At 72.6% G+C, this 16,009-nt stretch carries 16 protein-coding genes and 2 tRNA genes; 13 read left to right on the top strand and 5 right to left on the bottom strand.

Features of this window, described 5'->3' with window-relative positions:
- Positions 1 to 102 precede the first annotated feature (102 nt).
- Positions 103 to 807, top strand: a complete 705-nt coding sequence (locus R2737_05700; GenBank protein MEZ5115747.1) for a DUF4386 family protein — start codon at positions 103 to 105, stop codon at positions 805 to 807.
- Between the two features lie 22 nt (positions 808 to 829).
- Here the strand turns inward: R2737_05700 and R2737_05705 are convergent, their stop codons facing one another.
- Together R2737_05705 and R2737_05710 are read right to left on the bottom strand one after the other, a co-directional pair.
- The gene (locus R2737_05705; protein ID MEZ5115748.1) at positions 830 to 1,096 is read right to left on the bottom strand and encodes a hypothetical protein; all 267 of its coding nucleotides are present in this window, start codon (positions 1,094 to 1,096) and stop codon (positions 830 to 832) included.
- Positions 1,097 to 1,320: 224 nt separating this feature from the next.
- Complete coding sequence (locus tag R2737_05710; GenBank protein MEZ5115749.1) at positions 1,321 to 1,758, bottom strand: MarR family winged helix-turn-helix transcriptional regulator; 438 nt, start codon at positions 1,756 to 1,758, stop codon at positions 1,321 to 1,323.
- Between the two features lie 146 nt (positions 1,759 to 1,904).
- Between R2737_05710 and R2737_05715 the strand changes: the two genes are divergently transcribed.
- Together R2737_05715 and R2737_05720 are read left to right on the top strand one after the other, a co-directional pair.
- Complete coding sequence (locus R2737_05715; protein MEZ5115750.1) at positions 1,905 to 2,459, top strand: hypothetical protein; 555 nt, start codon at positions 1,905 to 1,907, stop codon at positions 2,457 to 2,459.
- An 89-nt stretch (positions 2,460 to 2,548) separates the two neighbouring features.
- Positions 2,549 to 3,676, top strand: coding sequence for a hypothetical protein (locus tag R2737_05720; GenBank protein ID MEZ5115751.1), 1,128 nt, complete (start codon positions 2,549 to 2,551; stop codon positions 3,674 to 3,676).
- A 120-nt stretch (positions 3,677 to 3,796) separates the two neighbouring features.
- Here R2737_05720 and R2737_05725 read toward each other — a convergent pair.
- Positions 3,797 to 3,867 (bottom strand) — tRNA-Gly (locus R2737_05725).
- Positions 3,868 to 3,955: 88 nt separating this feature from the next.
- Here R2737_05725 and R2737_05730 point away from each other — a divergent pair.
- The 6 genes from R2737_05730 to R2737_05755 all read left to right on the top strand — a co-directional run bounded on the left by R2737_05730 (position 3,956) and on the right by R2737_05755 (position 9,198).
- Positions 3,956 to 4,031 (top strand) — tRNA-Pro (locus tag R2737_05730).
- Between the two features lie 25 nt (positions 4,032 to 4,056).
- Positions 4,057 to 5,442 (top strand): trigger factor, encoded by a 1,386-nt coding sequence (gene tig, locus R2737_05735; GenBank protein ID MEZ5115752.1) that lies wholly within the window; start codon positions 4,057 to 4,059, stop codon positions 5,440 to 5,442.
- A 140-nt stretch (positions 5,443 to 5,582) separates the two neighbouring features.
- Positions 5,583 to 6,158: an ATP-dependent Clp protease proteolytic subunit gene (locus tag R2737_05740; GenBank protein ID MEZ5115753.1), complete on the top strand. Its 576-nt coding sequence runs from the start codon at positions 5,583 to 5,585 to the stop codon at positions 6,156 to 6,158.
- 38 nt (positions 6,159 to 6,196) lie between these two features.
- Positions 6,197 to 6,820 (top strand): ATP-dependent Clp protease proteolytic subunit, encoded by a 624-nt coding sequence (locus tag R2737_05745; GenBank protein MEZ5115754.1) that lies wholly within the window; start codon positions 6,197 to 6,199, stop codon positions 6,818 to 6,820.
- 133 nt (positions 6,821 to 6,953) lie between these two features.
- The gene (gene clpX, locus R2737_05750) at positions 6,954 to 8,246 is read left to right on the top strand and encodes an ATP-dependent Clp protease ATP-binding subunit ClpX (protein MEZ5115755.1); all 1,293 of its coding nucleotides are present in this window, start codon (positions 6,954 to 6,956) and stop codon (positions 8,244 to 8,246) included.
- A gap of 22 nt (positions 8,247 to 8,268) precedes the next feature.
- Entirely contained in the window at positions 8,269 to 9,198 is a 930-nt protein-coding gene (locus R2737_05755) for an LLM class F420-dependent oxidoreductase (protein ID MEZ5115756.1), read from the top strand.
- Here the strand turns inward: R2737_05755 and valS are convergent.
- Positions 9,179 to 11,788, bottom strand: a complete 2,610-nt coding sequence (gene valS / locus R2737_05760; GenBank protein MEZ5115757.1) for a valine--tRNA ligase — start codon at positions 11,786 to 11,788, stop codon at positions 9,179 to 9,181. The genes R2737_05755 and valS overlap by 20 nt on opposite strands.
- A gap of 66 nt (positions 11,789 to 11,854) precedes the next feature.
- Between valS and R2737_05765 the strand changes: the two genes are divergently transcribed.
- On the top strand, positions 11,855 to 13,282 hold the full coding sequence (locus R2737_05765; protein ID MEZ5115758.1) for a folylpolyglutamate synthase/dihydrofolate synthase family protein: 1,428 nt from the start codon (positions 11,855 to 11,857) through the stop codon (positions 13,280 to 13,282).
- Entirely contained in the window at positions 13,279 to 13,617 is a 339-nt protein-coding gene (locus R2737_05770; GenBank protein ID MEZ5115759.1) for a DUF4233 domain-containing protein, read from the top strand. The genes R2737_05765 and R2737_05770 overlap by 4 nt, the downstream gene beginning before the upstream one ends.
- Here R2737_05770 and R2737_05775 read toward each other — a convergent pair.
- Positions 13,589 to 15,115, bottom strand: a complete 1,527-nt coding sequence (locus tag R2737_05775; protein ID MEZ5115760.1) for a DUF222 domain-containing protein — start codon at positions 15,113 to 15,115, stop codon at positions 13,589 to 13,591. The genes R2737_05770 and R2737_05775 overlap by 29 nt on opposite strands.
- Before the next feature lie 272 nt (positions 15,116 to 15,387).
- Here R2737_05775 and R2737_05780 point away from each other — a divergent pair, with 272 nt between their 5' ends.
- Positions 15,388 to 15,540 carry a hypothetical protein gene (locus tag R2737_05780; GenBank protein MEZ5115761.1) on the top strand — a complete coding sequence of 51 codons (153 nt, stop codon included), beginning with the start codon at positions 15,388 to 15,390 and terminating at the stop codon, positions 15,538 to 15,540.
- A 58-nt stretch (positions 15,541 to 15,598) separates the two neighbouring features.
- A complete protein-coding gene (ndk, locus tag R2737_05785) occupies positions 15,599 to 16,009 on the top strand; it encodes a nucleoside-diphosphate kinase (GenBank protein MEZ5115762.1) in 411 nt (136 codons plus the stop codon).

A 16,009-nucleotide genomic window follows, 5' to 3' on the forward strand; every position in this document is an offset into this window, starting at 1 on the left:
CCATCGGGCCTCGACGCCCGGTCCCCGGTCCCGAATCCTGAGTGGCACGAAACGACAAGTACTGCCTGATCACGTCACGGGCAGGACGGGACGGAGATGACCATGACCACCACCCTCACGACCGGACTGGAGCGACCGCGCACGTCGGCACGGTCCGGCGGCATCGCCGCGATCGGACAGGCCGGGTGCTTCGTCGTCGGGCTGGCACTGTTCGGCGGCGTCGTCGCCCCCTCGGGGTTCGGCGACCTCACGACCGACCCGGCGGAGCAGGTCGCCTACCTGGTCGACCACCAGGGCCTGCTGGCCGTCGGGTACGCCGTGATCTACCTGCTCTTCGGTGCACTGCTCGTCGTCCAGGCGCTCGCCCTGCACGGACTGCTGGTGACCCGGGCACCGCTCCTCGCCCGTGTCGCCACGGCCTTCGCCGTGGTCTGGGCCGCACTCATGTTCGCCGCCGGGATGACGGCGATCGTCGGTGCCGACATGGTGGCGACGCTCTCCGGGTCCGACCCCGGGCTCGCCTCGTCACTGCTGCTCTCCCTCCAGATGGTGACCGAGGGCACGGGCGGCGGCATCGAACTGGTGGGCGGGCTGTGGCTGCTCCTCGTGAGTGTCGCTGCGACGCGCGCCGGCCTGCTGCCCCGGTGGCTGAACGCGCTCGGGATCGTCGCGGGGGTGGCCGGAGTGGCGAGCACGGTCCTCGCGGTCGGCGACGTGGCGATCGCGGTCTTCGTGACGGCCGCCGTCACCTGGTACGTGGGGGTCGGCGGTGCGCTCCTGCGCGGGCGGGTGCGCGCGGCCGCCTGACCCGGTCCGGGCCGGGCGCGGATCAGCTCGGCCCGGACCGCGAACCCGGGTCGGCGGCCTCGAGGTTCGCCTTGATGGCCGCCACCTCGTGTCGCACGCCGGCGCGCATCCGCCTGCGCATCAGGGGCTCGAGCAGTCGGAGCGGACCGCTGATGCTGACCTCCCCGGACAGCGTGAGGCTGCTGGCGCCCGCTCGGGGCTCGACGACCAGGAGCCCGTCGTACGCGACGCCGGGGAGGTCGCCCGGAAGGTCAGTCTCCGACCGGGTGACAGGGTCGTGATCGCGCACGTGGCCGGGATCCGTCGCGGGCCGACCCGGATCTCCTCCTCGCACCTGGCCCCGACCCCGGTCGACGCTCCGACACGACCGTCGAGGACGCCAGGTTCGCCCGCCAGAGCGGGAAGTTGTGCAGGTCGGCGACGAAGTCGAACACGTCGGTGGCGGGGCGGTCGATGGTGACGGTCTCGGACATCCGGAACATCAGGGCCGTCCTCGGGGGGTCGTGGCCGGGTTCATGCCGTGGTCAGGATCGTGCGGAGCAGGCGGCGCAGGTCGCGGTGGCCTCGCTCGCCGAGGACCTCGGTCAGGCGCGCCTCGATGCCGTCGATGGTGGCGATGCCCGCGGCGATGCAGTCGTGCCCGCGCGGGGTGAGCATGATCAGCTTGGCGCGACGGTCGGTGGGGTCCGGCGTCCGCACGACGTACCCGAGGTCTTCGAGCTCGTCGACGAGCTCGCCCATCGCCTGCGGCGTCATGTTGGCGCCGCGGGCCAGGTCGGTGAGCCGCGACCCGTCGGGGCTGATCTGGGAGAAGACGGCCGAGTGTGACGGCTTCTGCGGGTAGCCGGAGCCGACGACGCCCTCGACGATCTGGAACCCGAGCAGGCTGTAGGCCTGGCCGAGCATCGAGACGGTGTTGGTCGCCTGGGGGGCTTGTTCGACCCGAGACACAATACTAAGGTTACCTGAAAATCAGGAAACCTTACTGCATGCGACGCCTGTGTCTCGGTGTGTGGGTGGGCGGTGGCGTGATGAGCCGGACGATCGCTGTGGGAGCACTCGGCGGCCTCGCGTGGGCGTGCGGGTTGCGTGGGTGGATGACCCAGGTGACGACCGCACCGTCGACCGTGACCTGGGTCGGGACCTTCCTGTGGATCCTGCTGCCAGGCGTCGCCGTTGGGGCCCTGCTCGGGCTGGCCGAGCAGCTGCGGCGCACGACGGCGAACCCCCGTGGCCGGCTGCTGGTCTGGTCGCCCTTCGCGTTCGCCGGCATCGTGGTGGCGGACCTGATCCAGCACGGTTCGACCCTTCGGGGCGGCATCGGCGGCGGCGCGCTCGCTCTCCCGGTGTTCGGCGTCGCCGGGGCGTACGCCCTGGCGGGTCGTCGCCGATGGGCCCGAGTCGCATGCGGACTCCTGGCCCTCGCGCCCGTGCCCGTCTGGGTGCTCACCGCTCCCCGCTTCGGTGGCCCCTGGCTCAGCATCACGGACCCCGAGGGCGCGTGGGTCGCCCTGTACTTCTGGAGCTTCCTCGCCGTCCTGATGGTGGCGACCGCGGTCCCGCTGCGCATCCCGCCGGGCCGTCGTGAAGGGTCACCGGATCCACTCGACATGAGGGGGCTGCCGAGACACTCCGCAGGAGGCCGACCGTGACGAGGCTGACGTCCCCTGCGCCGGATACGGCGTCCGCCACTTCGGAGACGGGGGCCGACGCGGTTGCCGCCCACCGGAGCAACGCCGCGGTGTGGGCGCTCCGTCTCGCCGGCCTCAGCGCCCTGGTCAACGGAGTCGGCTTCGCAGCGTTCGACATTCCCGCCATCTGGCACCTCGCTCGCGAAGGCACGGTCTGGTACGCCTTCGGCCAGCCCACCTACGGCAACGGCCGGTTCGAGGCCCACGGCTTCTCCGTGACCGTCCCGGTACTCCTGGCGTTCCTCGGCACGTGCCTACTGCTGGCCACCGGAGGCGCACTTCTCCTGGTCCCGCGTTCCCCGGGAGTGGTGTTCACCCTGGCCGGGATCGTCATGTGCGCGCCGTTCTGGTGGGGCTTCAACCTCCCCTACGCCTGGTTCAACGCCGTCACCATCCTCGTCCTCCTCGCGGTGGCGGGGGCCCTTCAGTGGCGCCCGCGACAGCCCCGGCCACGCGTCCGCGAGCCGGTCCCCGAGCCCGGAACGTCGTCCACCCGATCCTTGAACCCGGAGCTGGCAGGGACCCGTGACGATCCCCGCGCGCTCCGGCGAGCAGCGTGGGCCGGCGCGGCCGCGGTCCTCGCGCTCGTCGTCGGGGTGGCCCTGTGCTCACTGGCGGGGGTGGACTCGCCGGGCGTCTCGGACGCGGTCATCCGCGACCGACTCGCCGGCGGCGTGCCCCAGGCCGCCGCGGGCGTCGGGCTGCCGGTGCTCGGGCTGGGGGTCGCGCTGCTGCTGTGGTTCGCGACCGGTCTGCGGCAGGTGCTCGATCGGCTGTCCGGCGGTGACCCGCTGGCGCGAGCGGTCGTGCCGGCCGCGGCGCTGGTGGGTGGGCTGTTGATCGTGGCGGTGTCCCTCGACGTCTCGAGCGCGATCACGGCATTCGCAAGCGAGGCAGTCATCCCCGACCCGGGCACCGCCCGGGTGCTCGGCACGGCGGGGCTCCTCGTCGGGCTGACCGGGCTGACCGGTGGTGCGGTGATGGTCGCCGTGACGGCGCGGATCGCCGACAAGGGGCACGCCCTGCCCAGGTGGGCGGTGTGGGCGTCCTACCTCGTGGCGCTGATCTGCTTGACCTCCTTCTGGAACGGCGGTCTGGCGTCCGTGGTGTTCGCGCTGTGGGTCATCGGCGCCGCCATCGGGCTGCGGAGGGTGTCCACCACGCTGGCCGCCGGGTGAGCCCGCGAGCGGGTGACGGGATCCGTCGGCTCGCTGTCGCGAGCCTTCTCCCGATTCCCGGCGACTCGCCTGATCACGAGTTCAGGCCCCCCGGGATCACCCGGGGGGCCTGAACTCGTGAGCGGGTGACGGGAATCGAACCCGCGTAGCCAGCTTGGAAGGCTGGGGCTCTACCATTGAGCTACACCCGCGTGCCCGGCCGGATCGGCCGGGCGCCGCGCCATTCTAGGGGCGTCCTGCGCGGTCATCGGCGTCGACTAGACTCGCGGCCCACCGTCGCGGGGCGTGGCGTAGTGGCTAACGCGCCTGCTTTGGGGGCAGGAGATCGGGAGTTCGACTCTCCCCGCCCCGACCACTGATCCGAGGAGAGCCGAACCGCCGTGAAGAGTGCCGTCGAGACCCTGTCGCCCACGCGGGTCAAGCTCACCGTGGAGATCCCGTTCGAGGAGCTCAAGCCGAGCCTCGACGAGGCCTACCGGTCCATCTCCTCGCAGATCACCGTGCCCGGCTTCCGCAAGGGCAAGGTCCCGCAGCGTGTCATCGACCAGCGGGTCGGCCGCGGCGCGGTGCTCGAGGAGGCCATCAACGCGGCGCTGCCGAAGGCCTACGACGACGCGGTCCGCGAGAGCGGCGTCATGCCGGTCGGCCGGCCCGAGGTCGACGTGCAGGAGATCAAGGACGGCGAGGCGCTCACCTTCACCGCCGAGGTGGACGTCCGGCCCGAGTTCGACCTGCCCGACTACTCCGGGCTGCGGATCGAGGTCGACGACGCCGACCCCACCGACGACGACGTCGAGGAGCAGCTCACCTCGCTGCGCACCCGCTTCGCCTCCCTGGTGACCGTCGACCGGGCCGCGCAGGACGGCGATGTCCTGCTCGTGGACCTGTCCGGCAGCCACGAGGGCGAGCCGGTCGAGGACCTCGCCGGCCAGGCGCTGTCGTACGAGCTCGGCTCGGAGGGCATGGTCGAGGGCTTCGACGAGGCCGTCCGCGGCGCGGTGGCCGACGAGACCCGCACCTTCTCGTTCGTCCCGACCGCCGGGGAGTGGGAGGGGACGCCGCTCGACGTCGAGGTCGTGGTCCGCCAGGTCCGCGAGCGCGAGCTGCCCGACGCCGACGACGACTTCGCCCAGATGGCCAGCGAGTTCGACACCATCGAGGAGCTGCGCGCCGACGTGCGCGAGCGGCTGGGCCGCGTACGCCGGCTGGAGCAGGGCGCGCAGGCCCGGCAGAAGGCGCACGAGCTGCTGCTGCAGATGGTCGACATCCCGCTGCCCGAGGCCACCATCGCCGCCGAGGTCGACAACCACTTCGCCGACGGGCACGGCGACGGTGACGACGACCACCGCGCGGAGGTCGAGACGCAGGCCCGGGAGAGCCTCAAGAGCCAGTTCCTGCTGGACAAGGTCGCCGAGACCGAGCAGCTCGGCGTGTCCGAGGCCGAGCTGTCCCAGTGGCTGGTGGCGCAGGCCCCGCGGTACGGGATGAGCCCGGACCAGTTCGCCCAGGCGCTGGTCGAGGCCGGTCAGGTCCCGATGGCCGTGCAGGAGATTCGCCGGGCCAAGGCGCTGGCCGTGGTGCTGGAGGGTGCCGAGGTCGTCGACGCCTCCGGGCGCCCGGTGGACCTCAACGCCCTCGACCCCGACCTGGTCGGCCCCGGCGTCCCGATGCCGCACGACCACGACGACCTCGACGACGACCACGACGAGCTCGACCTCGTGGACGACTACGAGGACGACGACGACGAGGACGACGACGAGGCCTGATCCCGAGGCCGTTGTGCCGTGGGCGAACACCCCGGGTGGCCGGGATGGCACCGGGCGGGCCGCGCGTTAGGGTCCGTCAGACGTGTTCGTCCGGGCAGCGCCCGGTCCGACGGGAGGACTCGACGGTGAGCGGCAGCGAGATGCGCGGCGGGGACCGAAGCGGTTTCGGCTTCAACGACTGGGTCGACGAGCGGCTGCTCCGCGAGCGCATCATCTGGCTCGAGGGCGAGGTCCGCGACGACAACTCCAACCGGATCGTCAAGCAGCTGCAGGTGCTGTCCGCGGAGGACCCCGACAAGGACATCACGCTCTACATCAACTCGCCGGGCGGCTCGATCAGCGCCGGGATGGCGATCTACGACGCCATGATGCTGGTCCCCAACGACGTGGCCACCGTCGCGATGGGCCTGGCGGCCTCGATGGGGCAGTTCCTGCTCTGCGCCGGCGCCGCGGGCAAGCGCAGCGCCACCCCCAACACCCGGATCATGATGCACCAGCCGCTCGGCGGCATCGGCGGTACGGCGTCCGACATCAAGATCCAGGCCGAGCAGATGCTGTTCATCAAGAAGCGGATGGCTCACCTGATCGCCGAGCACACCGGCCAGGACGTGGAGACCATCGAGAAGGACTCCGACCGGGACCGCTGGTTCACCGCCGAGGAGGCCGCGGAGTACGGCCTCATCGACACGGTCATCACCACCGGCCCCACGGCCTGACGGCGCACGACGCGCGAGAGAGGACGTCCCACGTGAGCATCCAGGTGCCGTCGGCCCGGTACATCGTCCCGGAGTTCCGCGAGCGCGTCGCCAACGGCGAGCGCGTGCACAACCCCTACACCAAGCTCTTCGAGGAGCGGATCATCTTCCTCGGGGTGCAGATCGACGACGCGTCGGCCGACGACGTGATGGCGCAGCTGCTGTGCCTGGAGTCGATGGACCCCGACCGGGACATCTCGATCTACATCAACTCCCCGGGCGGCTCCTACACCGCGATGACGGCCATCTACGACACGATGCAGTTCGTCAAGCCGCAGGTGCAGACGGTCTGCCTGGGCCAGGCCGCCTCGGCCGCCGCGGTGCTGCTGGCCGCGGGCACCCCCGGCAAGCGGTTCGCGCTGCCGCACTCGCGGATCCTGATCCACCAGCCCTACACCGAGGGCGGCGGCCAGGGGTCGGACATCGAGATCCAGGCCAACGAGATCCTGCGGATGCGCGCGGAGATGGAGACCATCCTGGCCCGCCACACCGGGCGCAGCCAGGAGGACATCGAGCGCGACATCGAGCGCGACAAGATCCTCACCGCCGAGCAGGCGATGGAGTACGGCATCGTCGACCAGGTCATCGCCTCCCGGAAGGTCGGGGCCGGAGCCGGGGCCTGACCTGGGACCCGGACCCCGGATGGGGCACACTTCCGCTGTCGGCTGAACGCGGGGAATCCCGCGGGTCGCAGCGGGCCATCGGTGGGACCCTCGGGGTACGGTCGTACCTCGACCGGGGCGGAAGGGGACGGACGTGGCGCGGATCGGCGACGGTGGTGACCTGCTCAAGTGCTCCTTCTGCGGCAAGAGCCAGAAGCAGGTCAAGAAGCTGATCGCCGGCCCCGGCGTCTACATCTGCGACGAGTGCATCGACCTGTGCAACGAGATCATCGAGGAGGAGCTGAGCGAGGCGTCCGACCTGCAGTGGGACGACCTGCCCAAGCCCCGTGAGATCTACGAGTTCCTCGACCAGTACGTCGTCGGCCAGGAGGTCGCGAAGAAGGCGCTGTCGGTCGCGGTCTACAACCACTACAAGCGGGTCCAGGCCAGCGCGCACGAGCGCGGCCGGGACGAGCAGGTCGAGCTGGCCAAGTCCAACATCCTGCTGCTCGGCCCCACCGGGTCCGGCAAGACGCTGCTCGCGCAGACCCTGGCCCGGATGCTCAACGTCCCCTTCGCGATCGCGGACGCCACGGCGCTCACCGAGGCCGGCTACGTCGGCGAGGACGTCGAGAACATCCTGCTCAAGCTGATCCAGGCCGCCGACTACGACGTCAAGAAGGCCGAGACGGGGATCATCTACATCGACGAGATCGACAAGATCGCGCGCAAGAGCGAGAACCCGTCGATCACCCGCGACGTGTCCGGCGAGGGGGTCCAGCAGGCGCTGCTGAAGATCCTGGAGGGCACGACCGCGTCGGTGCCGCCGCAGGGTGGCCGCAAGCACCCGCACCAGGAGTTCATCCAGATCGACACGACCAACGTGCTGTTCATCGTCGGCGGGGCCTTCGCCGGGCTCGACGCGATCATCGAGCAGCGCGTCGGCAAGAAGCGGGTCGGCTTCACCTTCGACCTCGTGGACGGGGCCGAGGGCGCCGACACCAACCCCGACGACATCTTCAGCAGGGTGATGCCGGAGGACATGCTCAAGTTCGGCATGATCCCCGAGTTCGTCGGCCGGCTGCCGGTGCTCACCTCGGTCACCCAGCTGGACAAGGAGGCCCTGGTCCGGGTCCTCACCGAGCCGAAGAACGCCCTGGTCCGGCAGTACCAGCGGCTGTTCGAGCTCGACGGCGTCGAGCTGGAGTTCAGCGCCGACGCGCTGGACGAGATCGCCGACCAGGCCATGAAGCGCGGCACCGGTGCCCGCGGCCTGCGCGCGATCATGGAGGAGGTCCTCCTCAACGTGATGTACGACGTGCCCAGCCGCGAGGACGTGGCCCGCGTGGTGATCACCGGCGAGGTCGTGCGCGACAACGTGCTGCCGACGCTGGTGCCGCGGGAGAAGACCCCGACCCGGCGCGAGCGGCGCGAGAAGTCCGCCTGACATCGTCGTCCCCGGCCCGCCCGTGGACCTCCGCGTCTTCACCGAGCCCCAGCAGGGCGCCTCGTACGACGACCTGCTCGCCGTCGCGCGGGCGGCCGAGTCGCTGGGCTACGGCGCGTTCTTCCGGTCCGACCACTACCTGGCGATGGGCGAGGCCGACGGCCTGCCCGGACCCACCGATGCCTGGGTGACCCTGGCCGGCCTGGCACGCGACACCGAGCGGATCCGGCTGGGGACGCTGGTCACCGCCGCCACCTTCCGGCTGCCCGGCCCGCTGGCGATCGCCGTGGCCCAGGTGGACGCGATGAGCGGGGGGCGGGTCGAGATCGGCCTGGGCACCGGCTGGTTCGAGGCCGAGCACGACGCGTACGGCATCCCGTTCCCGCCGGTGGCCGAGCGGTTCGACCGGCTGGAGGAGCAGCTGGCGGTGCTGACCGGGCTGTGGTCGACGCCGGTGGGGGAGACGTTCGACTTCGACGGCAGCCACTACCGCCTGCGGGGAGCACCCGCGCTGCCCAAGCCGGTCCAGGACCCGCTCCCGATCATCGTCGGGGGCACGGGTCCGAGGCGGACGCCGGCGCTGGCGGCGCGCTACGCCGCCGAGTACAACGTGCCCTTCGCCTCGGTGGACGACACCGCCGCCGCCTACCGGCGGGTCCGCGCCGCCTGCGTGGAGCGCGGCCGGGACCCCGCCTCCGTCGTCTACTCCGCCGCCCAGGTGCTGTGCTGCGGCCGGGACGAGGCCGAGGTGGCCCGGCGGGCGGCCGCGATCGGCCGCGAGGTGGACGAGCTGCGGGCCAACGGATTGGCGGGCACGCCGGACGAGGTGGTCGCGAAGGCGCAGCGGTTCGGCGCGTTCGGGACGACCCGGCTCTACCTGCAGGTGCTCGACCTGTCCGATCTGGACCACTTGGCACTGGTGGCCGCCGAGGTCATGCCCCGGCTGGGCTGAGCTCCACCTCGGTCACGGCCAGTGCCGCGGCGTCGTCGGGGGTGAGTGCGAGGTCGGCGATCCGGCCCGCGGCGCGCAGGTCGCCCTCGGCCAGCCCGAGCCGGGTCAGTGTCGTCTCCGGACCGGTGACCGCGGCCCGGGCGACGTCGGCCCGCATGCCGACCTTCGCCTCCGACTTGGCCTTGCGCACGGCGCTGAGCACGACGGCCAGGTCCGCCACCAGGGCCGGGTTGCCGTCGGCCGCGGTGGCGCGCACGTCCTCGGCGGTCGGCCAGGCGGCCCGGTGCACCGAGCCGACCTGCCACCAGGACCAGACCTCCTCGGTGACGAAGGGCAGGAACGGGGCGAACAGCCGCAGCTGCACGGACAGCGCCGCGGCCAGCGTCGCCTTGGCCGAGGCGGCGGCCGCCTCGCCCTGGCCTCCGTACGCCCGGTCCTTGACCAGCTCGACGTAGTCGTCGGTGAACGACCAGAAGAAGGTCTCGGCGACCTCCAGTGCGCGGGTGTAGTTGTAGTCCTCGAACGCGTCTGTCGCGCTCGCGACGACGTCCGCGAGGGTCGCCAGCAGCGCCCGGTCGTGCGGGTGCGTGACCGCGTCCGGGTCCTCGGTCGACCCCAGGCCGAGCACGAACTTGGACGCGTTGAGGATCTTGATCGCGAGCCGCCGGCCGATCTTCATCTGGCCGACGTCGAATGCGGTGTCCGTGCCGGGCCGGCCGGAGGCGGCCCAGTAGCGGACGGCGTCGGAACCGTGCTCGTCGAGCAGGCCCATGGGCGTGACGACGTTGCCGCGCGACTTCGACATCTTCTTGCGGTCCGGGTCGAGGATCCAGCCGGAGATCGCGGCGTCGGTCCAGGGCAGGCAATCGGATTCCAGGTGCGCCCGCACCACCGACGAGAACAGCCAGGTCCGGATGATCTCGTGCGCCTGCGGCCGCAGGTCCATCGGCCAGACCCGCGCCCACAGGTCGTGGTCGCGCTCCCAGCCGCCGGCGATCTGCGGCGACAGCGACGAGGTGGCCCAGGTGTCCATCACGTCCGGGTCCCCGATGAACCCGTCCGGTGCGCCGCGCTGGGACTCGTCGTACCCCTCCGGCGCGTCCGACGACGGGTCGACGGGGAGCTGGTCCTCCGTGGGCACCAGCGGCCGGTCGTAGATCGGCTGGCCGTAGGCGTCCAGCGGGTACCACACCGGGATCGGGACGCCGAAGAACCGCTGCCGCGAGATCAGCCAGTCGCCGTTGAGGCCCTCGACCCAGTTCTGGTAGCGGACCTGCATGTGCGGCGGGTGCCAGCGCAGCTCCCGGCCGCGGGCCAGCAGCTGCTCGCGCAGCTCCGGCTCACGCCCGCCGTTGGTGAGGTACCACTGCCGGGTGGTGACGATCTCGAGCGGCTTGTCGCCCTTCTCGAAGAACTTGACCGGGTGCACGATCGTCTTCGGCTCCCCGACGATGTCGCCGGCCGCGGTGAGCCTTGCCACCACCCGCTCCCGCGCGGTGTGCGCGGTGGCGCCGGCGATCTCCAGGTAGGCCTCGCGGCCGTGCTCGGTGGTGATCCAGTCGGGCAGCTCCGGCAGGATCCGGCCGTCCCAGCCGATGATCGGGCGGGTCGGCAGCTGCAGCTCGCGCCACCAGGTCACGTCGGTGAGGTCGCCGAAGGTGCAGATCATCGCGATGCCGGACCCCTTCTCGGGGTCGGCGAGGTGGTGCGCGACGACCGGGACCTCGACGCCGTATCCGGGCGTGGTCACGGTGGAGCCGAACAGCGGCTGGTAGCGCTCGTCGTCGGGGTGGGCGACGAGGGCGACGCAGGCGGCGAGCAGCTCCGGCCGGGTGGTCTCGATGTGGACGCGGTCCTCGCCGTCCGGGCCGGGCTGGTGCCGGTGGAATCCGATCCGGTGGTAGGCGCCGGGGCGCTCCCGGTCCTCGAGCTCCGCCTGCGCCACCGCGGTCCGGAACGTGACGTCCCACAGCGTGGGCGCCTCGGCCTGGTAGGCCTCCCCGCGGGACAGGTTGCGCAGGAACGCCTTCTGCGATGCGGCTCGGGCGTTGTCGTCGATGGTCTGGTAGGTCTGGGTCCAGTCCACAGACAGCCCGAGGCGGCGGAAGAGGTCCTCGAACGCCACCTCGTCCTCGGCGGTGAGCTGCTCGCACAGCTCGATGAAGTTGCCCCGCGAGATGGGGACCTGGCGCTTGGCGTCGGGCTCGGCCGGGGGCGCGAAGTCTCGGGCGTAGGGCAGCGACGGGTCGCACCGCACCCCGAAGTGGTTCTGCACGCGGCGCTCGGTGGGCAGGCCGTTGTCGTCCCAGCCCATCGGGTAGAACACCTCGAACCCGCGCATCCGCCGGTAGCGGGCGATCAGGTCGGTGTGGGTGTAGGAGAACACGTGGCCCACGTGCAGCGACCCGCTGACCGTGGGCGGCGGGGTGTCGATCGAGTAGACCTCGGCGCGCTCCCGGCTGCGGTCGAACCGGTAGACCCCGGCGTCCTCCCATACCTGCGACCAGCGCGCCTCGATGCCGTCGATGGTCGGCTTCTCGGGGAGGCGGGCGGCCCCGGCCGGGCGGGGCTGCTGGGTCTGGTCGCTCATGGGGCGACATCCTAGGGAGCGCCGCGGCACCGGGCCGTCCCGCGTGGCGCCGTAGACTCACCGGCCGTGACCGCGACCGACCCCGCCGAGCGCCTGGGCGAGGTGGAGGCGGCGCTCGTGGCGCGCTGGCCCGAGAACGTGATCGAGCCCTCGCTGGAGCGCATGCGGGCCCTGGTGGACCTGCTGGGCGACCCGCAGCGGGCGTACCCGGTGATCCACGTCACAGGCACCAACGGCAAGACCTCCACGGCCCGGATGATCGAGGCCCTGCTGCGCGCCTTCGGCCTGCATACCGGTCTCTACACCAGCCCCCACCTCACCTCCGTGCGCGAGCGGATCCTGCTGGACGGCGACCCGATCGAGCCCGACCGCCTGGTGCGTGCCTACGACGAGGTGCTGCCGTACGCGCAGCTCGTGGACGCCCGCAGCGAGGCCGACGGGGGACCGGCGCTGTCCTTCTTCGAGCTGATGACGGCGCTGGCGTACGCGGCCTTCGCCGACGCCCCCGTCGACGTGGCCATCGTCGAGGTCGGCCTGGGCGGCACCTGGGACGCCACCAACGTGGCCGACGGCACCGTCGCCGTGGTGACCCCGGTCGACCTGGACCACACCGAGCTGCTCGGGGAGACGGCCGAGGAGATCGCGGGCGAGAAGGCCGGCATCGTCGCCCCCGACTCCGTCCTGGTCATGGCCCAGCAGCGTCCCGAGGTCGCCGAGGTGCTGCTCCGCCGCGCCGCCGACGTGGGCGCCGAGGTGACCCGCGAGGGCCTGGAGTTCGGCGTCCTGCAGCGGCTGGTGGCCGTCGGTGGCCAGCAGCTCACCCTGCGCGGCCTCGGCGGGGTGTACGACGACGTTCTCCTCCCGCTGTTCGGTCCGTTCCAGGCCCACAACGCCGCCGTCGCCCTGGCGGCCGTGGAGGTCTTCCTCGGCGGCGGGGCCCGCGAGCTCGACCCCGACCTCGTCCGCGCCGGTTTCGCCTCGGTCACCAGCCCGGGCCGGGTCGAGGTCGTCCGCCGCGGGCCGACCGTGCTCCTGGACGCGGCCCACAACCCGCACGGTGCGCGCGCCCTGGCGGAGGCCCTCACCGACTCCTTCGACTTCCGCCACCTGGTCGGCGTCGTCGCGGTGCTCGAGGGCAAGGACGCCCGCGGCCTGCTCGAGGCCCTGGAGCCCGTGCTCGCCGAGATCGTGGTCACCCAGAACTCATCTCCTCGCTGCCTGCCCGCCGACGACCTGGCGGCCGACGCGGTCGACGTGTTCGGCCCGGACCGGGTCGAGGTCGTCCTGCGGCTCGACGACGCGCTGGAGGCCGGCGTCCGGCTGGCCGAGGAGTCCGGCGAGTACGGCGGTGCCGGCGTCCTGGTCACCGGGTCGATCGTGACCGTCGGTGACGCCCGCCGCCTGCTGGTGGGGGAGCCTCCCGCGCCGCGCCGCGGCGAGCCCCCGCTGCGCCGCGGCGAGCCCCCGCCCCGCCGCGCCGAGGCCTCCCCGTGAAGGTGCTCTGCTCGTCGGTGCTGGCGTTCGAGGCGATCGTGGTGTTGCTGGCCATCCCGGTGGCGCTCAACTTCGGCTGGGGCTCCGACCGCACTGCGCTGGTCGTCGGGGGCGGGTTCACGCTGGCCCTCCTCCTCCTGCTGGCGATCGGCACTCTGCGCCGACCGTGGGGTCTCACCGCCGGCTGGGTCCTGCAGGCGGCCGTGATCGCCTGCGGGTTCGTCGTGCCGGCGATGTTCGTGCTCGGCGTGGTCTTCGCCGTGCTCTGGTGGGTCGCGATCCACTACGGCAGCCGCGGCGACGCGATCAAGGCGGCCCGGTCGGCGTCGTCGTGAGTCGTGCGCGCGACCCCGTCGACCTCACCGGATCCCCCGACCTCCCCGGTTCCCGTGGCTCCCGCGGCGGACGGCTGAACAGGCTGGGTCGCAACGGATCTCGCTGACGTCGTAGCTCCAATTTGTCGTTCGCGTCCCCGCGGAGGACCCAGCCTCCCTCGTGCACCTGGCGGTGGTGCCACCAGCACAGCCCGACGCAGTTGCCGGTGTTCGTCGGCCCGCCGCCGGCCCAGTGCACGACGTGGTGCACCTCGCGGATCGGGCTGGGGCACCCCGGCCATCGGCAGTGCCGGTCCCGGTGCTCGACCGCGATGCGCGTCCCGGTAGGGATGACCCGGGTGGCGCGGCCCACGTCGATCGGGATCCCGGCCGGGTCCAGCACCAACCGACGGACAGCGGCGTCGCAGCTCAGCCGCCGCACGGACTCCGGGGACGTGGGCACCCGTCCACGAGTCATGCCGTCTCCGCCCGGCCCGGTCGACCAGCCGAGACCGGTGGGCCAGCCGGGGCCCCCGCCACTCGCGGCCGCGTTGTCGGTCGCGAGCCCGAGCAGGGTCGGGGCGTCGAGGGTCAGGTGCACCACGGGCCGGGATCCGCGTCCGACGGGGAGCAGCAGGCGCCCGTCGTCGGTCAGGGCGGTCTCGGCGGCGTCCAGAACGCGACCCAGGGCCTCCAGGTAGCGCACCGCCCGCGGCACCGGCGCCGGGTCGGGGGCCGTCGGGTCGGGGGCCGTCGGGTCGGGGGTCGTGGCGTCCGACGTCCCTGCCGCGTCCGGCGTCGCGGCCTCTTCCGGCGTCGCGGCCTCGTCCGGCGGCGCGAGGGCCGCGTCCAGCACGGCGACGAGGCGGATCCCGAGGTCCGGCGGCAGGAACGCCGTCACGCGGACCCACCCGTCGTCGTGCACCGTGAGCCGCAGGCCGGCGCGGTCGCGCAGGGCTCTTTCGTCAGCGGCGTCCGCGGCGTCGGGGTCGATACGGAGGGTGAGCTCGGTCAGGAATCGGGCCAGCTCCCGCGGCGGCGCCTGCTCGGCGTAGTCGGCGATCACCTCGGCCGCCGCCTCCAGCGCGGGCCGCGTGGTCGGCGCCTTCCCCCACACCGAGGCCAGGACCCGCAGGTGGTCCGCGGTGACGGTTCCCCTCGCGAGCCGCTCGGCCATCACCGTGTGTTGGTCCACGAGGTGACCCAGGCCGATCCGGCGGCTGATATCCGCCTCTCCCGCAGTGGTTCTCGCCCGGAGCCATGCGCGCATGGTGCGGTGCCCGTCCAGGCCCCAGGCGCCGCTGTCGGCATACCTCGCGAGCACCCGGGCGTCCAGCGCCTCGACCCGGGCCAGCAGGCCGGGGAGCGCGAGCACCGCCCACTCCAGCTCGTCCTCGGCCAGGTCCGCGAGATCCACCGACAGGGCGTCGTCGAGGGCACCACGGACTGCCGCGAGCCGCGCGCGCACCGAGCCCGGACGGCTCACCGAGCCCGGGTCACGCAGCGTCTCCACCGACATGGCAGTCTCCGACGGCGATCGAGGACGGGGAACGGGGGTCCGCGTCTCGATCCCGAGGGCGTCGGGGCGAACCGTCCGACGCCAGCCATGTCGCCTCTAGGGGCACCGCGTCCGAGACCACAGTCTCGAACACATGTTCGACTCTAGTCGTCCCGCGCGGCGGCGTCAACCCCCACCCGCAGAGAATCTCGCGGCGGCGTCCCGGTTCACCGCACGGGACCGAGGCCGGATGGCCGCGGGCCCTGGCGCTGCGGGCCCTGGCGCTGCCGGCCGTGGCGCTGCCGGCCGTGGCGCTGCCGGCCGTGGCGCTGCCGGCCGTGGCGCTGCCGGCCGTGGCGCTGCCGGCCGTGGCGCTGCCGGCCGGGACGCTGCCGGCCGGGACGCTGCCGGCGCCGGCGCCGGGGCCGGGCCGTGCCGGCCGGTAGGCTCCCGCGCGGCCCGGCAGCCGCCGGCGAGAACCGCACCCTCACCCCCGGAGTACCCGTGTCCGAGCGCACTCTCGTCCTCGTCAAGCCCGACGGCGTGGCCCGCGGCCTGGTGGGGGAGGTGCTGGGCCGGATCGAGCGGAAGGGCTTCCGGCTGGTCGCGGCCGAACTGCGCACGCTCACCCGCGAGATCGCCGAGACCCACTACGGCGAGCACGTGGGCAAGCCGTTCTTCGAGGACCTCGTGGCGTTCATCACCTCGGGCCCGCTGCTCGCCGCGGTCATCGAGGGCCCGGACGCCATCGTCCAGTGGCGCACGATGATGGGCGCCACCAACCCGGTCAACGCCACCCCCGGCACGATTCGCGGCGACCTGGCCACCGAGACGCAGAACAACGTCACGCACGGCTCGGACTCCCCGGAGTCGGCGGCGCGCGAGATCGCCCTGTTCTTCCCCGGTCTCGCCTGA

Source organism: Candidatus Nanopelagicales bacterium, assembly GCA_041393815.1.
In the GTDB taxonomy this organism is placed as follows: domain Bacteria; phylum Actinomycetota; class Actinomycetes; order S36-B12; family JAWKJK01; genus JAWKJK01.